Source organism: Streptomyces sp. NBC_00459 (assembly GCF_036013955.1).
Taxonomy (GTDB): domain Bacteria; phylum Actinomycetota; class Actinomycetes; order Streptomycetales; family Streptomycetaceae; genus Streptomyces.
Map to the genome: position 1 here is coordinate 2141860 of NZ_CP107903.1, position 21896 is coordinate 2163755.

Annotated in this window: 21 protein-coding genes and 1 tRNA gene; 12 read left to right on the forward strand and 10 right to left on the reverse strand. The window is 70.5% G+C overall.

What is annotated here, in order from left to right:
- Nucleotides 1-36 precede the first annotated feature (36 nt).
- Nucleotides 37-627 carry a TIGR03086 family metal-binding protein gene (locus OHN74_RS09295; protein ID WP_327700052.1) on the reverse strand — a complete coding sequence of 197 codons (591 nt, stop codon included), beginning with the start codon at nucleotides 625-627 and terminating at the stop codon, nucleotides 37-39.
- A 142-nt stretch (nucleotides 628-769) separates the two neighbouring features.
- Here OHN74_RS09295 and OHN74_RS09300 point away from each other — a divergent pair, with 142 nt between their 5' ends.
- Nucleotides 770-2005 carry an MFS transporter gene (locus tag OHN74_RS09300; protein WP_327694051.1) on the forward strand — a complete coding sequence of 412 codons (1236 nt, stop codon included), beginning with the start codon at nucleotides 770-772 and terminating at the stop codon, nucleotides 2003-2005.
- On the opposite strand, the gene OHN74_RS09305 is transcribed toward OHN74_RS09300, so the two are convergent.
- On the reverse strand, nucleotides 1942-3114 hold the full coding sequence (locus OHN74_RS09305; RefSeq protein ID WP_327694052.1) for a hypothetical protein: 1173 nt from the start codon (nucleotides 3112-3114) through the stop codon (nucleotides 1942-1944). The two genes, OHN74_RS09300 and OHN74_RS09305, sit on opposite strands and share 64 nt — an antisense overlap.
- Nucleotides 3111-4094, reverse strand: coding sequence for a 5-dehydro-4-deoxyglucarate dehydratase (locus OHN74_RS09310; RefSeq protein WP_327694053.1), 984 nt, complete (start codon nucleotides 4092-4094; stop codon nucleotides 3111-3113). The genes OHN74_RS09305 and OHN74_RS09310 overlap by 4 nt, the downstream gene beginning before the upstream one ends.
- 254 nt (nucleotides 4095-4348) lie before the next feature.
- Here OHN74_RS09310 and OHN74_RS09315 point away from each other — a divergent pair, with 254 nt between their 5' ends.
- From OHN74_RS09315 to OHN74_RS09340, 6 genes are all read left to right on the forward strand, one after another.
- On the forward strand, nucleotides 4349-5158 hold the full coding sequence (locus tag OHN74_RS09315) for an NAD-dependent epimerase/dehydratase family protein (RefSeq protein WP_327694054.1): 810 nt from the start codon (nucleotides 4349-4351) through the stop codon (nucleotides 5156-5158).
- A gap of 322 nt (nucleotides 5159-5480) precedes the next feature.
- Nucleotides 5481-6248, forward strand: a complete 768-nt coding sequence (locus tag OHN74_RS09320) for a DeoR/GlpR family DNA-binding transcription regulator (RefSeq protein ID WP_327694055.1) — start codon at nucleotides 5481-5483, stop codon at nucleotides 6246-6248.
- A gap of 97 nt (nucleotides 6249-6345) precedes the next feature.
- Nucleotides 6346-7716: an ABC transporter substrate-binding protein gene (locus tag OHN74_RS09325; protein WP_327694056.1), complete on the forward strand. Its 1371-nt coding sequence runs from the start codon at nucleotides 6346-6348 to the stop codon at nucleotides 7714-7716.
- Complete coding sequence (locus OHN74_RS09330) at nucleotides 7713-8654, forward strand: carbohydrate ABC transporter permease (protein ID WP_327694057.1); 942 nt, start codon at nucleotides 7713-7715, stop codon at nucleotides 8652-8654. Before OHN74_RS09325 ends, OHN74_RS09330 begins: the two co-directional genes overlap by 4 nt.
- Nucleotides 8651-9502 (forward strand): carbohydrate ABC transporter permease, encoded by an 852-nt coding sequence (locus OHN74_RS09335; RefSeq protein WP_327694058.1) that lies wholly within the window; start codon nucleotides 8651-8653, stop codon nucleotides 9500-9502. Before OHN74_RS09330 ends, OHN74_RS09335 begins: the two co-directional genes overlap by 4 nt.
- Nucleotides 9499-10488 carry a zinc-dependent alcohol dehydrogenase family protein gene (locus OHN74_RS09340; RefSeq protein ID WP_327694059.1) on the forward strand — a complete coding sequence of 330 codons (990 nt, stop codon included), beginning with the start codon at nucleotides 9499-9501 and terminating at the stop codon, nucleotides 10486-10488. The genes OHN74_RS09335 and OHN74_RS09340 overlap by 4 nt, the downstream gene beginning before the upstream one ends.
- 180 nt (nucleotides 10489-10668) lie before the next feature.
- Here the strand turns inward: OHN74_RS09340 and OHN74_RS09345 are convergent, their stop codons facing one another.
- On the reverse strand, nucleotides 10669-11460 hold the full coding sequence (locus OHN74_RS09345; protein WP_327694060.1) for a TetR/AcrR family transcriptional regulator: 792 nt from the start codon (nucleotides 11458-11460) through the stop codon (nucleotides 10669-10671).
- A 106-nt stretch (nucleotides 11461-11566) separates the two neighbouring features.
- Here OHN74_RS09345 and OHN74_RS09350 point away from each other — a divergent pair, with 106 nt between their 5' ends.
- The 3 genes from OHN74_RS09350 (at nucleotide 11567) to OHN74_RS09360 (ending at nucleotide 13947) form a co-directional block, all read left to right on the forward strand.
- A complete protein-coding gene (locus tag OHN74_RS09350) occupies nucleotides 11567-12028 on the forward strand; it encodes a nuclear transport factor 2 family protein (protein WP_327694061.1) in 462 nt (153 codons plus the stop codon).
- A 415-nt stretch (nucleotides 12029-12443) separates the two neighbouring features.
- On the forward strand, nucleotides 12444-12665 hold the full coding sequence (locus OHN74_RS09355) for a hypothetical protein (RefSeq protein WP_164316274.1): 222 nt from the start codon (nucleotides 12444-12446) through the stop codon (nucleotides 12663-12665).
- Nucleotides 12666-12729: 64 nt separating this feature from the next.
- Nucleotides 12730-13947 carry a TerD family protein gene (locus OHN74_RS09360; protein WP_327700053.1) on the forward strand — a complete coding sequence of 406 codons (1218 nt, stop codon included), beginning with the start codon at nucleotides 12730-12732 and terminating at the stop codon, nucleotides 13945-13947.
- Between the two features lie 87 nt (nucleotides 13948-14034).
- Here the strand turns inward: OHN74_RS09360 and OHN74_RS09365 are convergent, their stop codons facing one another.
- On the reverse strand, nucleotides 14035-14526 hold the full coding sequence (locus OHN74_RS09365) for an FBP domain-containing protein (RefSeq protein ID WP_327694062.1): 492 nt from the start codon (nucleotides 14524-14526) through the stop codon (nucleotides 14035-14037).
- Between the two features lie 70 nt (nucleotides 14527-14596).
- Between OHN74_RS09365 and OHN74_RS09370 the strand changes: the two genes are divergently transcribed.
- Nucleotides 14597-15175, forward strand: a complete 579-nt coding sequence (locus OHN74_RS09370) for a TetR/AcrR family transcriptional regulator (protein WP_327694063.1) — start codon at nucleotides 14597-14599, stop codon at nucleotides 15173-15175.
- Between the two features lie 20 nt (nucleotides 15176-15195).
- Nucleotides 15196-16404 (forward strand): GDSL-type esterase/lipase family protein, encoded by a 1209-nt coding sequence (locus tag OHN74_RS09375; protein ID WP_327694064.1) that lies wholly within the window; start codon nucleotides 15196-15198, stop codon nucleotides 16402-16404.
- Here the strand turns inward: OHN74_RS09375 and OHN74_RS09380 are convergent.
- The 5 genes from OHN74_RS09380 to OHN74_RS09400 form a co-directional block, all read right to left on the reverse strand.
- The gene (locus tag OHN74_RS09380; RefSeq protein WP_327694065.1) at nucleotides 16401-17417 is read right to left on the reverse strand and encodes a 1-aminocyclopropane-1-carboxylate deaminase; all 1017 of its coding nucleotides are present in this window, start codon (nucleotides 17415-17417) and stop codon (nucleotides 16401-16403) included. The two genes, OHN74_RS09375 and OHN74_RS09380, sit on opposite strands and share 4 nt — an antisense overlap.
- A gap of 20 nt (nucleotides 17418-17437) precedes the next feature.
- Complete coding sequence (locus tag OHN74_RS09385; protein WP_327694066.1) at nucleotides 17438-18085, reverse strand: GntR family transcriptional regulator; 648 nt, start codon at nucleotides 18083-18085, stop codon at nucleotides 17438-17440.
- A 94-nt stretch (nucleotides 18086-18179) separates the two neighbouring features.
- Nucleotides 18180-19775 carry a TROVE domain-containing protein gene (locus OHN74_RS09390; protein ID WP_327694067.1) on the reverse strand — a complete coding sequence of 532 codons (1596 nt, stop codon included), beginning with the start codon at nucleotides 19773-19775 and terminating at the stop codon, nucleotides 18180-18182.
- A gap of 354 nt (nucleotides 19776-20129) precedes the next feature.
- A tRNA-Met gene (locus OHN74_RS09395) sits at nucleotides 20130-20199 on the reverse strand.
- Nucleotides 20200-20244: 45 nt separating this feature from the next.
- On the reverse strand, nucleotides 20245-21699 hold the full coding sequence (locus OHN74_RS09400; protein ID WP_327694068.1) for an alkaline phosphatase PhoX: 1455 nt from the start codon (nucleotides 21697-21699) through the stop codon (nucleotides 20245-20247).
- Nucleotides 21700-21896 lie beyond the last annotated feature (197 nt).

Genomic DNA, 21896 nt, shown 5'->3' on the forward strand with positions numbered 1-21896 from the left:
GGAGGCCGTGCAGGCAGGGGCCGTCCCCGCCCCCGGTCAGGCCGCCGTCCACCCCGGATCCCGCCCGCTGAGCCCGATCACCCGGTCCAGCAGCGGCGCGTCGTCCGGCACGGGGACGACCGGACCGAAGATTCCGTCCCCGCCGTTCTGCTCGGCCGCGGCGGCCAGGAAACCGTACGCCGCCTCCACCGCGGCCGGATCGGGCTCGTACTCCTGCCCGGTGGCGCGGGCCAGGTCCCAGCCGTGGACGACGAGTTCGTCGGCCGCGACGGCCGCGGCGACCGCGCCCGGCAGGGTCACACCGCCGGCGCGGGTCTCGCCGGTCCAGGCGGCCGGGTCGCGCCAGGCGTCGGCGAGTTCGTCGAGCGCCTTCGGCAGGGTCTCGCGCCAGTCGGCCGCGATGTCCGGCACGGAGGAGTCCGGGCCGGTGTCCGTCGTCGCGCCGAGGTCCTTGCGCGCGGCGTCACGGAAGGCTACGGACAGCCCGGCGACGTGCCCCAGCAGATTGCGCACGGCGTACGCCGGACACGCGGTCCCGGCCGCGAGCTGCTGGTCGGTCACCCGCTCGGCGAGCCGGGCCACGGTCCTGGCCTGCGGTCCGAGGTCGAGGGTCGTCTGGTCGGTCATCGGCTTCTCCTCAAGGCTGGTCGGCACTCCGGGCGGTAGACCGATGCCGTACGCGAAACTCATCGCCCGTCCCTCCGCGTCCGCGTTCCTAAGGCACCTGCCCGATCCCCTCACCCGCCCCTTAGCCCCACGATGACCAGGCATGACGACTCGAAATTGGTCCGTGCTGCGTGTCCTGAGGGACCGCGACGCCGGGCTCTGTCTCGCCGGGGTCGTGGTCTCCGGCTTCGGCACGTCGGCGCTGTGGCTGGCGTCCGGGATCTGGGTCAAGGACCTCACCGGTTCGGACGGCCTGGCCGCGCTCTGCCTGTTCGCGATGTGGGCGCCGAGCCTGGCGGGCCCGGTGCTGGGCACGCTCGCCGACCGCGCCCGCCGTAGAACCCTCCTGATCCGGACGAACCTGGCCCTCGCGGCACTTCTGCCGGCCCTGTTCGCGGTCGACTCCGCAGACCGCGTGTGGATCCTCTTCGTGGTCCTGCTGGTGTACGGCGCGGCAGGCGTCGTCCATGACGCGGCCGAGGCGGCACTGGTCGCCACGGCGGTCGACAAGTCGCTTCTGGGCGACTTCAACGGCCTGCGCATGACGGCGACCGAGAGCATGAAGCTGATCGCCCCACTGGCCGGTGCGGGCATCTACGCGGCGTTCGGCGGCCCGGCCGTGGCCCTCCTGGACGCCGTCACGTTCGTCCTCGCCGCGCTCCTGTACGCCTGTCTGCGCGGCCGCGAGAGCGCCCCGCCGCCCCCGACGACCGGCCCGCGCACCCGGGCCACCGAGGGCGCCGCCTTCCTGTGGCGGCACGACCGGCTGCGCCCGCTCGTCCTGGCGGGCGGCACGACGATGCTCCTGTCGGGCCTGAGCGCCGCCACCCTCTACGCCGTCATCGAGGGGCTCGGCCACCCACCCGCGTACGCCGGTCCCCTGTACGTCCTCCAGGGCGTCGGCTCGGTGGCGGTCGGCCTGGCCTCGGGTCCGCTGCTGCGGCGCCTCGGGGAGCGCCGGTTCGCGGCGTACGGGATCGCCCTGACCGGCGCCGCCATGGCACTGCGGGCGGTCCCGGCGGACCTCGCGGTCCTCGGCTCGGGCGTGGCCGTCGGGACGGGCCTGCCGTGTGTCCTGGTCGCGGGCCTCACCGCCGTCCAGCGGGAGACCCCGGAGGAACTGCTCGGCAGTGCCGCGGCGACCGCCAACACCCTGATGTTCGCGCCCACGGCGATCGGGCTGGCCGTGGGCGCGGCGCTGGTCGAACTCGTCGACCACCGGGTGCTTCTGGTCGGCTGTGCCCTCGCCCTGCTGCTGACCGCGCTCCCGCTCCTTCAGCGCCCGGCCAGTGCGTCCCGTACCGCGTCCAGGTCGCCGTCCGACGCCAACCCGGCGTGATAGAGCCGCAGTTCGGTGGCCCCGAGCCCGGCCGCGCGCTCCGCGTCCGCCGCGAGGGTGCCGGGCCTGCCGCCCATCCCGGAGACCACGACGAAGTTGGCGGCCAGGACGGCGCCCTCCCGCTCCGCCTCCGCGAACGGCGTCAGCAGACCCGCTCCGCCCGTGCACGGCACCACCACACCGTCCGCGACGGACAGGATGTGCGCGGGGTCCACGCCCGGGTTGGCGCCCACGTGGTAGGAGACGGGGTCGGCGTGCAGCAGTACCTGGAAGCCGGCCGGAGCCGCCGCCCGGACCGCCGCGACGGCAGCCTCCTGAAGCGTTCGTGCCGTTTCCTCGCGCCACGCGCGTGTGAGGGCCGCCTTCTTCTCGCCGAGGGCCTCCTCCACCGCCGCCCACCCCCCGTGATCGGGCTCGCCCCGCCAGAGCGGCTCCAGCGCGGCACGTACGGCCGCCGCCAGCTCGTCGGGGTCCAGGCCCTGACCGCCGTACCCCGCCCGGCAGGACGGGCAGAAGCACAGGGCCATCAGGTACTGGCCGGCGTCGCCGAGCCCGATGGCGCCGGTCTTGTCGTGGGCGTGCAGATGCGTGAGCCCGTACCAGCCGAGGGACTCCAGTTCCGTACCGCTCGCCCCGGGCCGGACGGCGGCCTCGGCGGCGAGATCGACGAGGTACGCGCGCGTGGCTGGCTGCGCGATGCAGGGCGCCCACGGATAGCGGTCCCCGTAGGCGTTGACCACCGAGGTGTCCGGATGGTCGGCGCCCAGGCGGGAGTTGTGCGCGAGGACGACCCAGGTGTGCACGTCGAGGCCCGCGTCGGCGAGGGCCTCGGCGGCCTCGCCGTACGCGTCCCCGGGGGCCCATGCCCCGGCGGCGTAGGGGCGCAGTGCGCGGCCCGCCCAGCGCTCGTCCGAGGGGTCCGTGGGGTACAGCACGGCCGCGTGCTCCGCGGTGACGATGCGGTGGCGCGGGTGACGGGGGGTCAACGCGCGCGTGGAGTGGTAGGCGGAGGCGAGGGTCACCTGTTCCACACCGAGCGCGGCGATCCGGCGGGCGGCGCCGGGGTCGCCGTTGACGTCCCAGGGGTAGACGAATGCGGACGCCTTCACACGCGCTCCTCGAACTCGGAACCGACAACGACCGCGGGCCCGGACCCGGCCTCCAGCAGTGCGTGGCCGCGCTCGACGAGCCGCACGAGCTGCTTCACATGATCCTCGGTCGGCTCGTGCAGCGGCGGCCGGACCTCCCCCACGTCGAGCCCGGCGTGCCGCACGCCTGCCTTGACGAGCGAGACGGCGTACCCGCGCCCCTGCGCCCGCAGTTCGACGAACGGCCGGTAGAAGCCGTCCACGAGCCGGTTCACGGTCTCGTCGTCGCCGGTGTTGAGTGCCCTGTGGAAGGCGAGCGCGATCTCGGGTGCGAAGCAGAAGACGGCCGACGAGTAGAGGGTGACGCCGATGCCCTTGTAGGCGAGCCCGGTCAGTTCCGCGGTCGGCAGCCCGTTGAAGTACAGGAAGTCGCCGGGCACCTCGGTGCGTACGGCGCTCACGATGCGCTGCATCAGGTCCAGGTCGCCGACTCCGTCCTTGAGCCCGATGATCCCCTCGGTGCGCGCCAGCCCGACGACGGTCTCGGGCGTGAACACCGCGTTGTCGCGCTGGTAGACGATGACCGGCAGGGCGGTGGCGGCGGCCAACTCCCGATAGTGGCGCAGCAGCCCCTCCTGCCCGGCCACGACCAGATAGGGCGGCATGGCGAGCAGCCCGTCGGCTCCGGCCTCCTCCGCGAGACGCGCGTAGCGCACGGCGAGCGCGGTGCCGTACCCGGCGCCCGCGACCACGGGCACACGCCCGGCCGTCTCCTCCACCGCCGCCCGTACGCAGTCCTGGAACTCCTCGGGCGTCAGCGCGTGGAACTCCCCCGTGCCGCAGCACGCGAAGACGGCTGCGGCTCCCGCCTCCACACCCCGGCGTACATGCGTGCGGAAAACGTCGAGGTCGAGCGAGCCGTCGGGGCCGTACGCGGTGACGGGGAAGAACAGCGGACCGCTCGGGACGGTGAGTCGGGTGGCGAGGGGGGCTGGCGTCACGGGCTCTCCCTGGGCATGCATTCGTGCACGCTTCTGATTAACGTCTACATTTCTGAACACTTTCACGCTAAGGGCCCACCACAGGGCAGGTCAAGCCGACCGACGGCCAACCAGGAGACAGAATCCGCAGCTCTGCGTCACACTTGACGACACCGGTCACCCCTCCATAGCGTGTCCATGGATGTGAATGCCGTACACAAATGCGGCCTTCGCCTCAAGGAGACCCCTCCAGGAAGCCCCAAGGAGACCCGAGGATGCCCGCTCCCCGCACCGTTCTGCTCACCGGCGCCGCCGGCGGACTCGGCACCCTGATGCGGGACCTGCTCCCGTCCTACGGCTACGAACTGCGCCTGTTCGACCTGCTCCCGATCGAGGGCGAACCCGACGCGATCACCGCGGACCTCACCGACCGGGCGGCGCTGCGCGAGGCCGTGCGGGGTGTCGACGCGATCGTCCACCTCGCCGGCATCTCGCTGGAGTCCTCTTTCGACAAGATCCTCAAGGCCAACATCGAGGGCACGTACAACCTGTACGAGGCGGCGCGCGAGGAGGGCGTGGGACGCGTCGTCTTCGCCTCCTCGAACCACGCCGTGGGCTTCACCCCCCGCCCTCAGGGCGCCGACCCCCTGATCCCGGTCGACACCCCGCACCGCCCGGACACCTTCTACGGCCTCTCCAAGTCCTTCGGCGAGGACCTGGCCCAGCTCTACTGGGACAAGCACGGCCTGGAGACCGTCTCCGTCCGCATCGGCTCCTGCTTCCCCGAGCCGACCAGCGTGCGCATGCTGTCGCTGTGGATGAGCCCCGCCGACGGCGCCCGCCTCCTCCACGCGGCCCTGACCGCCGAGGAGGTCGGTCACACCGTCGTCTACGGCTCCTCCGCCAACACACGCCTGTGGTGGGACCTGGGCACCGCGCGGGCACTCGGCTACGCACCGCAGGACGACTCCGAGCCGTACGCCGAGAAGCTGATCGCCGAACAGGGCGATCTCGACCCGGAGAACGTGGGCCACGCCCACCTGGGCGGCCACTTCGTGAGCGACCCGCCGATCTGGCCGTACTGAGCACACGGAGCGCACTCCCGAGGCGGGCGGGCACCGAACGGGCCGCCCGCCGCCCTGTTCGGGCACACAAGGCCCCACTGCCGCGCCCTTCGAACGGGCGCGGCAGCGCCCTTCCAGGGGCGCGGGGAACTGCGCGACCAGCCACATCGAACCGGCAGCCGCGACACGACCGCACCGACCGAGCCAGTAGGCGCACCCCGCCCGAACGGGCACACGCGGTCACTATCACCCCCGCAACAGACCTCGTCACCGGACCCCACCCGCTGTACAACTTCCCCCGAGGGCCCGAACGGGCAGACGGCGCAGGAAAGCGGGTGACCCCATGACCGGAACCGCGGAGGACCGCCAGCGGCACATCGTGCGCGCCGCCCGCGCCACCGGCTCGGTCGACGTGACCACGCTCGCCGCCGATCTGGGCGTGGCCAAGGAGACCGTACGGCGCGATCTGCGCGCCCTGGAGGACCACGGCCTGGTCCGCCGCACCCACGGCGGCGCCTATCCCGTGGAGAGCGCCGGTTTCGAGACGACGCTCGCCTTCCGCGCCACCAGCCATGTGCCCGAGAAGCGCCGGATCGCCGCCGCGGCGGCCGAACTGCTCGGGGACGCCGAGACGGTCTTCGTCGACGAGGGGTTCACCCCGCAGCTCATCGCCGAGGCACTCCCCAGGGACCGGCCGCTGACCGTGGTCACCGCGTCCCTGCCCGTCGCGGGCGCGCTCGCGGAGGCCGAGAACACCTCGGTCCTGCTGCTCGGCGGCCGGGTACGCCCCGGCACCCTCGCGACGGTCGACCACTGGACGACGAAGATGCTGGCCGGCTTCGTCCTGGACCTGGCCTACATCGGCGCCAACGGCATCTCCCGCGAACACGGCCTGACCACGCCCGACCCCGCCGTCAGCGAGGTCAAGGCGCAGGCGATCCGGGCCTCGCGGCGCACGGTGTTCGCGGGCGTGCACACCAAGTTCGGGGCGGTCAGCTTCTGCCGGTTCGCCGAGATCGGCGACCTGGACACGATCGTCACGAGCACCCTGCTGCCCACGGCGGAAGCACACCGCTACTCACTGCGCGGCCCGCAGGTCGTCCGAGTCTGAGCCCCCCAACTCACCCACCCCTCAACCCTTTCACCCCTTACTGGCACCCCCACGCCCGCACGAGCCCGTTATGCCCCCATATCTCCAGGAGCGATCCATGCGAACCCCGAGCCGACGGAGGCCGCGAGCCGCACTCGCCCTGGCCGCCGCAGGGACGCTGCTCGCCCCGCTGCTCTCCGGCTGCTGGGCCGGAGCGGGCGGGTCCGGTTCCGGCGGCGACGCCGTCAACGTCCTGATGGTGAACAACCCGCAGATGGTCGAGTTGCAGAAGCTCACCGCGGCCCACTTCACCAAGGCGACCGGAATCAAGGTCAACTTCACCGTCCTGCCCGAGAACGACGTCCGCGACAAGATCAGCCAGGACTTCGCCAACCAGGCGGGCCAGTACGACGTGGCGACCCTCTCCAACTACGAGATCCCGATCTACGCCCGCAACGGCTGGCTGCACGAGATGAACACGTACGTCGCGAAGGACGGCGCGTACGACGAGCAGGACGTCCTCAAACCGATGCGCCAGTCCCTCACGGGCGACGACGACAAGCTGTACGGCCAGCCCTTCTACGGCGAGTCGTCCTTCCTGATGTACCGCAAGGACGTGTTCGAGGCGAAGGGCCTCACCATGCCCCCGCACCCCACGTGGACCCAGGTCGCCGACCTGGCGGCCGAGGCCGACGGCGCCGAGCCTGGCATGAAGGGCATCTGCCTGCGCGGACTGCCGGGTTGGGGCGAGGTCATGGCACCCCTCACCACGGTGGTGAACACCTTCGGCGGCACCTGGTTCGACAAGGACTGGAAGGCCCGGCTCGACTCCCCGGAGTGGAAGCAGGCGGTGACGTTCTACGTCGACCTGGTCCGCGAGCACGGCGAGTCCGGCGCCCCCCAGGCCGGCTTCGCCGAGTGCCTCAACAACATGACCCAGGGCAAGGCCGCCATGTGGTACGACGCCACGTCCGCGGCCGGCTCCCTGGAATCGGCGAACTCCCCCGTCAAGGGAAAGATCGGCTACGTGCCGGCCCCCGTCGAGAAGACGGAGTCCTCCGGCTGGCTCTACACCTGGGCCTGGGGCATCCAGCAGGCCTCCCGAAACCCCGACGACGCCTGGAAGTTCGTGTCCTGGGCGTCCAGCAAGCAGTACGAACAGCTGGTCGGCGACGAGATCGGCTGGTCCGACGTCCCGGCGGGCAAGCGCGCGTCGACGTACGAGAACCCCGCCTACCGCCAGGAGGCCGCCGCCTTCCAGGAGACGACGAAGGAGGCCATCGAGGGCGCACGCCCCGACGACCCCGGAGTGCAGCCGCGCCCGGCACCCGGCATCCAGTTCGTCGGCATCCCCGAGTTCACGGATCTCGGCACCAGGGTCTCGCAGGAGATCAGCGCGGCCATCGCCGGACGCCAGTCCGTCAAGTCGGCCCTGAGGAAGTCCCAGAAGCTGGCAGAGGAGATCTCCGAGGAGTACGAGGGACGATGACCGCGACGACGACAGCCCCGACCACCGCCGCACCATCCGTACGCGCCGACAAGCGCCCCTCGAACCGCATGCGCGCCTGGGCGACCCGAGCCCCACTCCTCCCCGCCCTGATCTTCATGATCGCCGTGACCCAACTCCCGTTCGTGGCCACGCTGGTGATCTCCTTCTTCGACTGGAACTCGCTGTACCCGAAGGCCCGCCACTTCACGGGCTTCGCCAACTACACGGAGGTCCTGACCGACGCGGACCTGCGCCACTCCGTGTGGACGACGGTCCTGCTCACCGCGGCGGTGGTCCTGGCCAGCCTGATCCTGGGCCTGGGTCTCGCTCTCCTCCTGGACCGCAGGTTCCGCGGCAGGGGCATGGTCCGCACCCTCCTCATCGCCCCCTTCCTGGTGGTCCCGGTGGCGGCGGCCCTGCTCTGGAAGCACGTGCTCTACAACCCCGAATACGGCCTGCTGAACGGCCTGTTGCACTACGTCGGAGGCCCGCAGCCGGACTGGATCTCCAACACCCCGCTGCTCGCGGTGGAGGCCTCACTGGTCTGGCAGTGGACGCCGTTCATGATGCTGATCCTGCTGGCGGGACTGCAGAGCCGCGACCAGCAGCAGATCGAGGCGGCGAAGGTGGACGGCGCGAACGACTGGCAGATCTTCCGCCATCTGACCCTCCCCCACCTGCGCCGCTACCTCGAACTGGGGGCACTCCTGGGCTCGATCTACATAGTCCAGAACTTCGACGCGGTCTTCACGATCACCTCGGGCGGCCTGGGCACGGCGAACCTCCCCTACACCGTCTACCAGAGCTTCTACCAGGCCCATGAGAACGGCCTGGCCTCCGCGGCCGGTGTCCTGGTGGTCATCGGCTCGATCATCATCGCGACCTTCGCCCTGCGCGTGGTGTCGTCCCTGTTCCGAGAGGAGGCGTCCCGAGCATGAGCGAGACCGCCAAAGGTGTACGTCCGCGCCGCACCCGGGGAGCGGGCCTGGGTCTGCTGGCCTGGCTGGCGGGCATCCTCTTCGTCCTCCCGATCGCGTGGATGGCCCTGACGTCCTTCCACTCGGAGGAGGACGCGGCGACCAACCCGCCGTCCTTCGGCGCCGCACTGACCCTCGACGGCTACCGCGAGTTCTTCGGCACGGGAGGCGGCGCGAGCCCGTGGCCGTCCCTGATCAACTCGACCGTGGCGTCGGTGACATCGACGTTGTTCGTGCTGGTACTGGCACTCCCGGCGGCGTACGCCTTGTCGATCCGCCCGGTGAGGAAGTGGACGGACGTCCTGTTCTTCTTCCTGTCGACGAAGATGCTGCCGGTGGTTGCGGGCCTGCTCCCGATCTACCTCTTCGCCAAGAACACGGACATGCTGGACAACATCTGGCTGCTGGTCATCCTCTACACCTCCATGAACCTGCCGATCGCGGTGTGGATGATGCAGTCCTTCCTCTCCGAGGTCCCGGTGGCGATCATCGAGGCGGCAAGGGTGGACGGGGCGAGGCTGCCCACGGTCCTCACCCGGGTCGTCGCCCCGATAGCCCTCCCCGGCATAGCCGCGACGGCACTGATCTGCTTCATCTTCAGCTGGAACGAGCTGCTGTTCGCGCGGGTGCTGACGGGTGTGGTCGCGGAGACGGCCCCCGTCTTCCTGACCGGTTTCATCACCAGCCAGGGCCTGTTCCTGGCGAAGGTGTGCGCCGCGTCGCTCGTCATCTCCCTGCCGGTGCTCGCCGCGGGGTTCGCCGCCCAGGACAAACTGGTCCAGGGCCTGTCACTGGGAGCCGTGAAGTGAAGGCAGCCGTCATCGAGTCCGTGGGCAAGGCCATCGTCCTGGAGGTCCCGGACCCGACACCCGGCCCCCGCGAGGTCGTCGTCGAGGTCGCGGCCTGCGGCCTGTGCGGCACCGACCTGCACATCCTCCAAGGCGAGTTCGCCCCCACGCTGCCGATCGTGCCGGGGCACGAGTTCGCGGGGACGGTGGTGGGGGTGGGCACGTCGGTCACGGAACTGACGGTGGGCGACCGTGTGGCGGTGGACCCCTCCCTCTACTGCCACGAGTGCCGCTACTGCCGCACCGGCCACAACAACCTCTGCGAACGCTGGGCGGCGATCGGCGTGACGACGGCCGGCGGTGCGGCGCAGTACGCGGTGGCGCCGGTCGCGAACTGCGTACGTTTGCCGGAACACATCCGCACCCAGGACGCGGCGCTGGTGGAGCCGCTGTCGTGCGCGGTACGGGGCTACGACGTACTCCGGAGCCGCCTGGGTGCCCGCGTCCTCATCTACGGCTCGGGAACGATGGGCCTGATGATGCTGGAGCTGGCCAAGCGGACGGGCGCGGCGAGTGTCGACATGGTGGACATCAACGCCCGGCGCCTGTCGACGGCCCAGCTGCTGGGCGTATCGGGTTCGGCGACGAACGCCGACGAGCTGGAGCGGCCACAGGGCTGGGACGTGGTGGTGGACGCGACGGGCAACGCGGCGGCGATCCAGGACGGTCTGGACCGGGTCGCGAAGGCGGGCACGTTCCTCCAGTTCGGCGTGGCGGACTATGCGACCCGGGTCACGATCGACCCGTACCGCGTCTACAACCAGGAGATCACCATCACGGGGTCGATGGCGGTACTGCACAGCTTCGAACGGGCGGCGGAGCTGTTCGCGGCGGGTGTCCTGGACCCCGAGGTCTTCATCAGCGACCGTCTGCCGCTGGACCAGTACCCCCAGGCCCTGGACCAGTTCGCCTCGGGCGTGGGCCGGAAGATCGTGGTGGTGCCGTAGGCCGTTTCCCACCCGCCCACCCACCGTTCACCGCACCTCAACGCGTCCGGTGACCGAGGCCCAGGTCCCGGGGCCGGTCCGGCGCCCGAACAAGCCGAGCACGAGGACGCCCTTCGCCCCGCACACGCACCGCACGATTCGAAGCCGGCTCTTCGGGACGGCGCGACACCGGACCTGGTTCTAGCGAGCGCGCAACCGATGGGCCTTCTGGCGGCAGGCATCGCTGCAGTATCTGCGGGGACGACCAGTTGCCGCGACCGGCAGCGGGCCGCCGCACACAGGGCAGAATCCCTCGCCGGTTTCGTTACAGCCTGATGGGTCACTTTCGTTACGGTCGGGTGCGCTCGGTGCCGACTCGGTTTCCGACCCGGGTTCCGTCATGGCGGCCGGCAGTTCGGTCGCGGCTGCCGGGCGCAACGCGTCGCAGGCCAGGGCCACCATGCGCCCGGCTGAGCCCCGGCCGGCTTCCATGGCGATACAGCCGGTCGCCAGCGCGACCACGTCGGCGTCGTCCACGTCCGCACGCACCGCCCCCGCCTGTTGGGCCCGCAGCAACAGTGCGGCGACCGCCTCGCGAAACTCCCGCTTCAAACCGGAGACCACCGCGGGGCGGATCTGCGCCCGGCCGTCCAACGCTGCGACCAGGGCCTTGTTGAACGTGACTCGCTCAACCATCTCGGTGAAGAACGTGAAGAAGGCCGCGCCAGGATCATCAGCCGCGGTCATCGTGCGGGTGTCCGCGGCCATCCGCGCGATGCGGTCAACGATGACGGCCTCGAACAGGGCCTCCTTACTGGCGAAATGACGGTAGACGGTACCCGCGCCGACCCCGGCTCGACGGGCCACCTCATCCAGCGGGACGTCAGCCCCCTCGGCGGCGAATGCGGCCTCGGCGGCCCGCAGCACCCGGGCCCGATTGCGACGGGCGTCGGCACGCGACCGCCGACCTGTCTGAGTGTCCGCGTCCGCCATGACAGTCGGCCTCTCTTCTCCCATAGATCCTCGATTGACAACCGGGGCGATCGTTCCGTAACTTCAATCGGGCCGTGCGTTCCGATTCTAAGCTCTGGAGTCCCCCATGACCGAAGTCAGCGCACCCAGCCCGCGCGAGGTCGCCGAGCGCTTCCTCCGGGTCGCCTCGGAGGGCACCCCCGACGAACTCGCCGACCTGTATGCCGAGGACTCCGTGATCGAGATGCCGTTCGGACCTCACCCCGGCGTCCCGCTGCGCTTCGAGGGCCGCGCGGGGCACCGCGCGCGGTTCAGGAACTTCGCGCCGTCGATACGGGTCGAACGGATCGACCCCGTCGCCCTGCACGAGACGGCCGACCCGGAAGTCGTGATCGCCGAGTACGACTACCACGCCACAGCGGTCCCCACCGGACGGTCGTTCACCAACCGCTACATCATGGTCATGCGCGTTCGGGACGGACTGATCGTGCACTCCCGCGACTACGCCAACCCCCTTGGCAGCGCCGCTGCTTTCGGCAACCTCGACCGTCTACTCCAGGCTGCCCGGCAGTCCACCGCCGGCTACTGATCTTGAACGGGTGGTGTCGGGGACGGAGAGCGTGGTCGTGCCCAGAGCCGCCCCAGCTGTGGCCGGCTCGGCAAGATTGACCGCATGCCCGCATGCCCGCATGCCCGCATGCCCGCATGCCCGAGAGCGAAGTGGATTCGCTGGCGCTGCTGCGCGAGCTTGATGATCCGGAACGGCTCGGTGCACGGATGAGCAGGACACCCGGGACTCCAGCGAGTACGGAAGCATCGTCGTGCCGGCCGACGTGGCCGCGTGCGGAACCCGGATCGTCGTGTGCGTGAGCAGGTTCGACTCACCGGCGCCGGTCTGCGCGGACAAACCCGGGTGCCTTCCTCGGAACGGAGGAGGGACGGGTAGGGGCGGCGAGGGCGAAAACCCTTCGGCGGGACCCACCCCACCCGCCTACCATCCCTCCATGCCCCGCCCCAACGGCTTCGCCTACACCCACCACCCCGACGGCACAGTCAAGATCACACACGGCGCCCACCCCGCCACCACCCTCCGCGGCCCGAGAGCCACCGAGTTCCTCGCGGAAGTGGAATCCGGCGACCCCCAGCTGGTCATGGCCCGCTGGACCGGCAACTACAAGCGCGGCAACGAGCGGACGGCCCGCAACCACCCCCGCAACCGCCACTGACCCAGTTGGCCGCCGGGTAAGGGAACGGTAAAGCGGGCCCGCTCGTTCACCGGTCATGACAGCTATGACCCCCGGCTCGAACATCCCTCTTCCCGTCGCCCGAGTGACGGTGGACGTCGCTGCCCCGGTGCGGCTCGACGTATCGAGCCTGCTGCTCACCGCCGACGGCAAGGTGCGCTCCGACGACGACTTCATCTTCTACAACCAGCCGACCGGCCCCGGTGTGACCTACCGATCCGGCGGCGGCACCGCCCCGGACTCGATCACGGTCGACACCGCCGCCGTCCCCCCGGGCATCGAGAAGATCGTCGTCACGGCGAGCCCGGACGCCGCGGGCCAGACCTTCCAGGGCATCGAACCGACAGCCACGATCCGCAACGCGGCCGACAGCTCCGTCCTGGCCACGTTCACACCCCCGCGGCTCGGCTCGGAAACGGCCCTGGTGATCGTCGAGATCTACCTCCGCAACGGCGCCTGGAAGGCCCGCGCGGTCGGCCAGGGCTACGCGAACGGCCTGGCCGGCATCGCCACGGACTTCGGCGTGAGCGTGGAGGAACCGGCACCGGCCGCGGCACCGGCCGTGCAGCCGACCCCGGTCCAGCCCCCCGCGCCCCCGATGGCACCGCCCGCCCCGGCCGGGTCGTTCTCCTCTCCCCCCGCGCCGGCGGCACCCCCGGCTCCCCCCGCCCCGCCACTGGGCGCCGGAAAGATCAACCTCGACAAGGGCCGCGTAAGCCTCCAGAAGAACCAGACCGTGTCCCTGGTCAAGGGCGGCCGGCCGCTGCTCTCCCAGGTCAAGATGGGCCTCGGCTGGGAGCCGGCCTACCGGGGCAAGGACATCGACCTGGACGCGTCGGTCATCGCGTACGGCCCGCAGCGCAACCACATCGACAGCTGCTACTTCGGCAAGCTCTCCATCGTCAACGGCGCGATCAAGCACTCCGGCGACAACCTCACGGGCGAGGGCGGGGGCGACGACGAGGTCATCGTGGTCGACCTGGGCCGTCTCCCCCAGGAGGTCACCGGTCTGGTCTTCACGGTCAATTCCTTCTCCGGTCAGAAGTTCACCGAAGTGGCGAAGGCGTACTGCCGTCTCCTGGACGCGACGACGGGCGAGGAACTGGTCCGCTTCGACCTGACCAGCGCCGAACCGCAGACGGGCGTGATGATGGCGAAGATGATCAAGCAGTTCTCGGGCGAGTGGGAGATGACGGCCATCGGCGACTTCGTCAAGTCCCGCACGGTCAGGGGCATGGTGAAACCGGCAGCCCAGTCCCTGTAACCACGCGCAACCCAACCCCCAACTACCCAACTACCCACCGAAGCGGACCGTGGGGCGGCACCACCACCCCGTCATCGCGCTCCAACGTCAAGCCGTCACCTTGACGACGAACGCGGCGACGTTCCCCACGGTCCGCCGGATCTTCTCCTCCAGAGTGATCGTCTCGTGGAGTCGCGACCCGGCGCCCGCGTCCTTCCTGCCCCGCACATACAGCGAGCAGCAGAGGTCGCCGCATATGTACGCACCCACCGAGTTGCCCTGTTTCCCGGCCTTCCCCGCCTTCGGCGCGACCATCAGGGCCACGCCTGCGGTGTGCGAGGTGAGGCACATCGAGCACATGCTGCGCCGCGACTGCCCGAAGGCGGGCGCGGAAGCGCGCAGGGCGAGGCCGGTCACCCGGCCGTCCAGCTCGGTGACGAGGTAGGCGCGGTCGGGAGCCTGGGGGTCCCGCCAGCCGAGGAAGTCCAGGTCCTCCCAGGGCCGGTCGGCCAGGTCGCGCGGCACGGACAGGCGCTGCGCCTCGCCCTTCGTGCAGTTCACGAACGCGGCACGGATCTCTTGCTCAGTCAGCGGCTCCATAACGGCAGGCTAATTTGCCTATATCTTTTAGGCAAACCTATATTTGCCTTAGCCAAACAGGAGGAGGGTCATGGCACGCGTAGGACTCACCGCGGAACGCCTGACCAGAGCCGGAGCAGAACTCGCCGACGAGATCGGTTTCGACCAGGTGACCGCCTCGGAGCTCGCCCGGCGGTTCGGCGTCAAGGTCGCGAGTCTGTACTCGCACGTCAAGAACAGCCAGGACCTCAGGACCAGGATCGCCCTCCTCTCACTGGAGGAACTCGCCGACCTGGCCGCCGACGCCGTGGCCGGACGGGCCGGCAAGGACGCCCTGACCGCCTTCGCGAACGTCTACCGCAACTACGGCCGGGAGCATCCTGGCCGCGCCGCCGCCGCCCGGATGCGGCTCGACCCCGAGACGGCTGCCGCCGGCGCGGGTGTCCGGCACGCCCAGATGACGCGGGCGATCCTGCGCGGCTACGACCTGGCGGAGCCCGACCAGACCCACGCGGTCCGCCTTCTGGGCAGCGTCTTCCACGGATACTCCAGCCTGGAAACGGCAGGCGGCTTCAGCCACAGCGCCCCCGATTCGGAGGAGAGCTGGACCCGTGTCCTGGACGCCCTCGACGCCCTGCTGCGCAACTGGCCGACCCTTCCCACCCGTTGACCGACAGGCCGAGGACTGACATGCACACCGAGCCCGAGTGGACGACCACGCACATCACCGCGGACCTCGTACGTGGGGCCCTCGACCTGGAACACACGCCCCATGGCGTGCTCCCCCACCGTCTGCCCGCCCGGGCCCGCGCCCAGTGCACGGACCCACAGCTCGCCGCTGCGGAATCCCAGCCCTCCGGCATACGGCTGGTCTTCCGCACCCGGGCGACCTCTGTCGAGCTGGACGCGCTGCCCACCAGACGGGTCTACGTGGGCGCCCCACCCCGCCCCGAGGGCGTGTACGACCTGCTCGTCGACGGCCGGCTGACCGCCCGGTCCACCGTGACCGGCGGCGGGAACACGGTGACCGTAGACATGACCGCCGGTACCGCGACGCACGAACCCGGCCCGCCGGGCACCCTCAGCTTCACCGGCCTGCCGGAGCACATGAAGAGCATCGAGATCTGGCTGCCCCACAACGAGACCACCGAGCTCGTCGCCCTGCGCACCGACGCCCCCGTGGAACCCATGACCGCAGCCGACCGGGGCCGCAAGATCTGGCTGCACCACGGCAGTTCGATAAGCCACGGCTCCGACGCCACGAGCCCCACCGGCATCTGGCCCGCGCTCGCCGCGTCCCTCGGCGGCGTGGAACTGATCAACCTGGGCCTGGCCGGCAGTGCCCTGCTCGACCCGTTCACCGCCCGGGCGATGCGCGACACCCCCGCCGACCTGATCAGCGTCAAGATCGGCATCAACCTGGTCAACACCGATCTGATGCGTCTGCGTGCCTTCGGCCCGGCGGTCCACGGCTTCCTCGACACCATCCGCGAGGGCCACCCGGCCACACCGCTCCTGCTCGTCTCGCCCCTCTACTGCCCCATGCACGAGGACACCCCGGGCCCCACCGCACTGGATCTCTCCACGATCGGCGCGGGTGAACTGCGCTTCCAGCCCATGGGCGACCCCGCCGAGCGCGCGACCGGCAAGCTGACGCTCAACGTCATCCGGGAGGAGCTGTCCCGCATCGCGAAACAGCGGTCGGCTGACGACCCCAACCTCCACCACCTCGACGGCCGCGCCCTGTACGGGGAGTCCGACTTCGCGGAACTCCCCCTGCCCGACCACCTCCACCCGGACGCGGCCACCCACCGCCGCATCGGCGAACGCTTCGCCGAACTCGCCTTCACGACGACAGGCCCCTTCCGAAACCAGAACCCGTCCGCAGTCCCGGACTAGAACAGCGCGCTGTACGCGTTCAGCGCCGGCTGCCCGCCCAGGTGCGCGTACAGCACGGTGGAGTCCCGCCCGATCTCTCCTCGCACCACCAGATCGACCATCCCGGCCATCGACTTCCCCTCGTACACGGGATCGGTGACCATCCCCTCCGTACGGGCGGCGAGCCGCATCGCGTCCAGGGTCGTGTCGTCGGGGATCCCGTACGTACCCGCGTGGTAGCGCTCGTCCAGCTCGACGTCCGCCTGCGTCAACTCCCGCTTGACGCCGATGAGTTGGCTGGTGTTGTGGGCGATCCGCGCGATCTGCTCCCTGGTCCGGGCGGGCGCCGCCGACGCGTCGATGCCGAGCACGCGCCGCGAACGGCCACCCGCCTCCTCCAGCGCCGCGAACCCGGCGACCATGCCGGCCTGGGTCGACCCGGTCACCGAGCACACCACGACCGTGTCGAAGAAGACCCCCAACTCCCGCTCCTGCTCGGCGACTTCGTACGCCCAACCGGCGAACCCGAGTCCGCCCAAGGGGTGGTCGGAGGCGCCCGCCGGAATCGCGTACGGCTTGCCGCCCCCTTCCTCCACCTCCCGCAGCGCCAGTTCCCAGCTCTCCTTGAAGCCGATGCCGAACCCGGCGCGCACCAACCGCACATCGGCCCCGGCGAGCCGGCTGATCAGGATGTTGCCGACCTTGTCGTAGACGGAGTCGGGCCACTCCACCCAACTCTCCTGCACGAGAACGCACTTGAGCCCGGCACGGGCGGCGCAGGCTGCGACCTGGCGGGTGTGGTTGGACTGCACACCGCCGATCGAGACAAGGGTGTCGCAGCCCTGGGCGAGGGCGTCGGCGACGAGGTACTCCAGCTTGCGCGTCTTGTTGCCGCCGTACGCGACGCCGGAGTTGCAGTCCTCCCGCTTGGCCCAGAGCGAGGCGCCGCCGAGATGCGCGGTGAGCCGCTCCAGGGGGTGCACGGGCGAGGGTCCGAAGAGGAGGGGGTAACGCTCGTACGAGTCAAGGGACATGGGGTCCTCCGAGAGTCGGGTCAGTCGCTGTCGGCGAGTTCGGCCAGCCCGCGCCAGATCTCCGCGGTGACACGGACCGCTTCGTCCACGTCCCCGGCCGCGCAGGCATCGAGGAGCCGGTCGTGCAGTCCGGCCGAACGACAGTTGCCGCCCTCGCTGAAGCGTCGCCGCTCCAGGCGGCGGATGAGTGGTGTGTAGCGCGCGGCCGTGGCAGCCGCCGCCCGATTGCCGCTGACTCGCACCAGGACGTCGTGCAACTGGTCGTCGGCGCGCAGGGCGGACTCCACGTCACCGGCGCGGACGGCCGCCGCGAACCGCTCGTTGGCCGTGCGCATCGCCTCGACGTCCGCGGCGAACAGCCGGGGTACGGCGATCCGCGTGACCAGCTCGTGCATGGCCCCGACCACGGCCGCGGCGTCCCGCACGTCGGCGGCCACGACCGGCGTCACCTTCGTGTAGCTCTGCGGCTTGCTCTCCAGCAGCCCCTCGTCGACCAGCCGCGAGAACGCCTCACGCACCGGCGCCCGGGACAGCCCGAGCCGCTCGGCGAGTTCGGCGTCGCGCACCACGGCACCGGGTTCGATCTCCCCGGAGACGATGGCGTCCCGGATCGCTTCGTACGCGCGGTCCCTGAGCAGGGTCCGGGCGACGGGTCGTATCGCTTCCACAACTGAAATGTTAGATGTCAGAAACGCGGGCGCACAAGGGTGTGGCCCGCACCGAAGTGCGGGCCACACCCGTCCAGGCAGCTGTCGACTCGACTCAGCGGACCCCGGCCCCGACCCACGGCCAGTCCGCGTCACGCGCGCCTTCCAGCAGCGGAATCATCCGGAAGGCCGCGTCCGAGAGCCCGCCGAACGTGTGCCGGTTCGCCGTCCCCGACGGGCCGTGGCCCGCCCGGTATCCGGCGAGGTTCCAGGTGTAGACCGGGACGTCGGCCGGCACCTGCTCGGTGGGATCGCCGTGCACGCTGTGCGCGTACTGCTCGTCCGTGACGATCAGGACCCGGTCGTGCCCTCGGTAGTGGCGCCGGACCGCCTCGGTGGTGTCGGTGCCGCCCAGGTCGCCGAAACGGTCCAGGATCTTCAGCACCGACTCGCCCTTGCGGTACTTCACGCGCTTGCTCGACGTACCGAACTCGACGAGATCCGCGTCCGCCGCCCGCAGTGCGAGCGCCGAGCCGAAGATCGCCGCCGCGTCGGCCCGGGTGAGTTCCGAGCGCTCGGACAGGCGGGAGTAGAACATGGAACCCGAGCGGTCGACGAGGACGAGCGTCCGACCGCCCAGCGCCGGCACGTTGGCCAGCGAGTGCCCGAGCGCCTGCTCCAGCGGGTACGCCCAGCGCAGCGAAGGTACGTGCCGGTACGCGGCGAGGTACCGGAAGGGGAACTGCCGCGAGCGCGCGACCTCGGCCGGGTCACTGATCTTCGCCGCGACCCGTGCCGCGACCTCGTCGCTCACTCCCGCCTCGTCGAAGTTCCGCAGGTTCCGGACGAGGGCCATCGCTCCCATGGACGGGATGACAGCCTCCCAGGCGGCCCTGTCCATCGGCCCCTGGAGCCAGCCGGCCAGCGTCTCCCAGGTCATACCCGCCTCCGCCAGCCGCTCGGCGCCGTGCGCCCCGGTCACGACCTTGCGCCGCTTCGCGGGCCGCAGCGCCATCAGGTCCCGGTGTGCGGTGAGGACGGGCAGGGACTTGGGGACGACGGCCGTGTCCGGGTTGTGGCGCCGGTCCAGCGCGTACTGGAACAGCTCGCCCTGCCACGGCTTGTCCGGGTCCGGCGCCGCGTGCACGAGGTTGAGGATGTCGCCGAAGCGGTAACCCTTGGACGCCGTGTCGTACTTGAGCAGCGACTTGGCGCTGTAGAGCCGTCGTACGGCGTCGGCGACGCCACGCTTCACCGGCTTGGGGATGTTCCGGCCGTACCGGGAGGTCCAGTAGGCGAGCAGTTCGCCGGGCTCGTCCGGTCGGCGCAGTACGGAGTCGATGACCTGACGGTTCGTGGGGCCGTCGGTGGCGTTCGCGTCGAGGCGGGCCTTGACGTACTCGGCGGCGCCCACGATGGCGGCCGTACGGAGGTTGCCCTCGCCGCGCAGCCAGCCGAGGAGGCCGGCCGTCCACGCCGGGTCGGTGACGGCGAGCCGGCGTACGAGCGCGGCGAACCGGTCGTCCCGGTCCTCGCCGCTCTCGTAGAAGGTCTTCTGTGCGACGAAGTTGGCGAGCGACAGCAGGAAAAGCTCCGAGCGCTCGTCCCGCTCACGGCCGCGGCCGCCCTGGTACGTCCGGAGTACGCGCCCTGTCGAGGTGACCCGCGAAGTGGGCTGCGCCTTGGCGGCCTTGGTGTTGAATCGCGCCATGATGAATTTCCCCCCATTCGCCAGCACTTCGTGCGTGGAACGGTTTTGGAGGGAGGCACAGCAATAGGAGGATGACCGAGGTCGAAATCGGCGACGGTTGCTTATAAACTGGCGCGTCTTCCGTTCCGCCACATCGGCCCTCGGCCGATGACGGGATTCGAACCCGCACGAGGAGTCAACCCCACCAGTTCCCGAAGTATCCGCTGCCTGCGCACCGGGCACCCACCTATTGCTGCGCCTCCCCGAGATCGAATAGCGCACCGGGAGGTGCATGAAGTTCTGGGTGTCCAGAGATCGAAGCCGGCGGAACCGACGTAGGTGCTCTAACCCCTGAGCTACACCGGCGCGTTGTGCCGGTGACGGGACTCGAACCCGCGGCCGCCCCATTATGAGTGGAAGTAGGTCCTGCCTTCGCACCTGGACGTTCATCACTCTAGGAGGCGTGCCGCGGGCCGGGCGACCCAATTAATTATCCGCGCTTCTGCCGCTTCCAGGGTCCGGTGATCGCGAGCATGATTCCCGGCGTCTGGATGTTCGCGTACAAGGTCCTGCCATCGGGCGAGAAGGTGACCCCCGTGAACTCGCTGTATTCCGGAGCCTCTTCGGTACCCGCGTTGAGTTCGTTGCGGGCGATCGGATACGTCCGTCCGCTGTCCGTCGCGCCGAACAGGTGCTGGACGCCTTCGCCGTCCTCGGCGATGACCAGGCCGCCGTACGGGGAGACGGTGATGTTGTCGGGGCCGTCGAAGGCACCGTCGGCAGACGGGTCGGGGTTCACGCCCAGCAGGACCTTCAGGGTGAGCGTGCGGCGCTTGGGGTCGTAGAACCAGACCTGGCCGTCGTGCTGGACGGGGCTCTCGGCGCGGGCGTACGAGGAGACGATGTAGGTGCCGCCGTCGCCCCACCACATGCCTTCGAGCTTGCGGGCCCGGGTGATCTCCCCGTCGCCGAACTGCTTGCGCACGGCGACGGTCCGGGCGTCGCGGTCGGGTACGTCCACCCAGTCGACTCCGTAGACCGTGCCGATCTTCGTGGCGCGGGAGAGGTCGTCGACGAACTGGCCCGCGGAGTCGAAGCACTTGGGCGCCTGGAGGGTGCCCGCGGTGTCGGAGAGGGTGCGGAAGGCGCCGTGGCCGTAGTGGAAGTGCTGCGGCGGGGTCCAGCGGTAGAGAAGTCCGTTGGGGGACGCGGCGTCCTCGGTGAGGTAGGCGTGGCCGCGCTTGGGGTCGATGACGACGGCCTCGTGGTCGTAACGCCCGAAGAACTTCAGGGGCTTGGGGTTCCGGTTGGCGCGCCTGTCGCAGGGGTCGACCTCGAAGACGTACCCGTGGTCCTTGGTCATGCCGTTGACGCCGGCGCGGTCGGAGTTCTCCTCGCAGGTGAGCCAGGTGCCCCAAGGGGTGCTGCCGCCCGCGCAGTTGGTGGAGGTACCGGCGATACCCACCCACTCGGCGACATGGCCGCCGGGACGCACCTCGACGACCGTGCAGCCACCGGACGCCGCGGGGTCGTAGACGAGGCCCTCGGTGAGCGGCACCGGGTACTTCCAGTTGGCGCGCGGACCCTTCAGCTCGTGGTTGTTGACGAGGAGGGTGGTCCCGCGCGGGCCCTCGAAGGCGGCGGTCCCGTCATGGTTGGACGGGGTGATCTCGCCGGAGTCCAGCTTGGTCTTCCCGCTGTGGGTGATCACGCGGTACGAGAATCCGGCGGGGAGCGCCAGCAGACCCTTGGGGTCGGGCAGGAGCGGGCCGTAGCCGACTCCGTGGTGCCCGTGCCGGTCCGCCGGTTCCCCGGCCGCGTTCTCGGTCTCCGTGGACGCGAGGGCGTTCGGCGCGGTGGCGAGGGCGCCGACGGTGCCGGCCAGCGCGACCCCGGCGCCGGTGATCGCGGACTGTCTGGTGAAGTCCCTGCGGGTGAGCGACATGGTGTCTCCTGTGACGGCGGGGGGCGGCGCACTCGGTTCGACGCCACGGTCCCGCCAACACCTGAACGCCACTTGAACGGAACCCGACTTCACGGGGCAGCTGCCCCGAAGGGGCAGCGCCGAGGAGCGCGGGGAACTGCGCGACAAGCCACGACGCACCCGCAGTCGGAGTCGGTCCGCAGCTCACCCCACAGAAC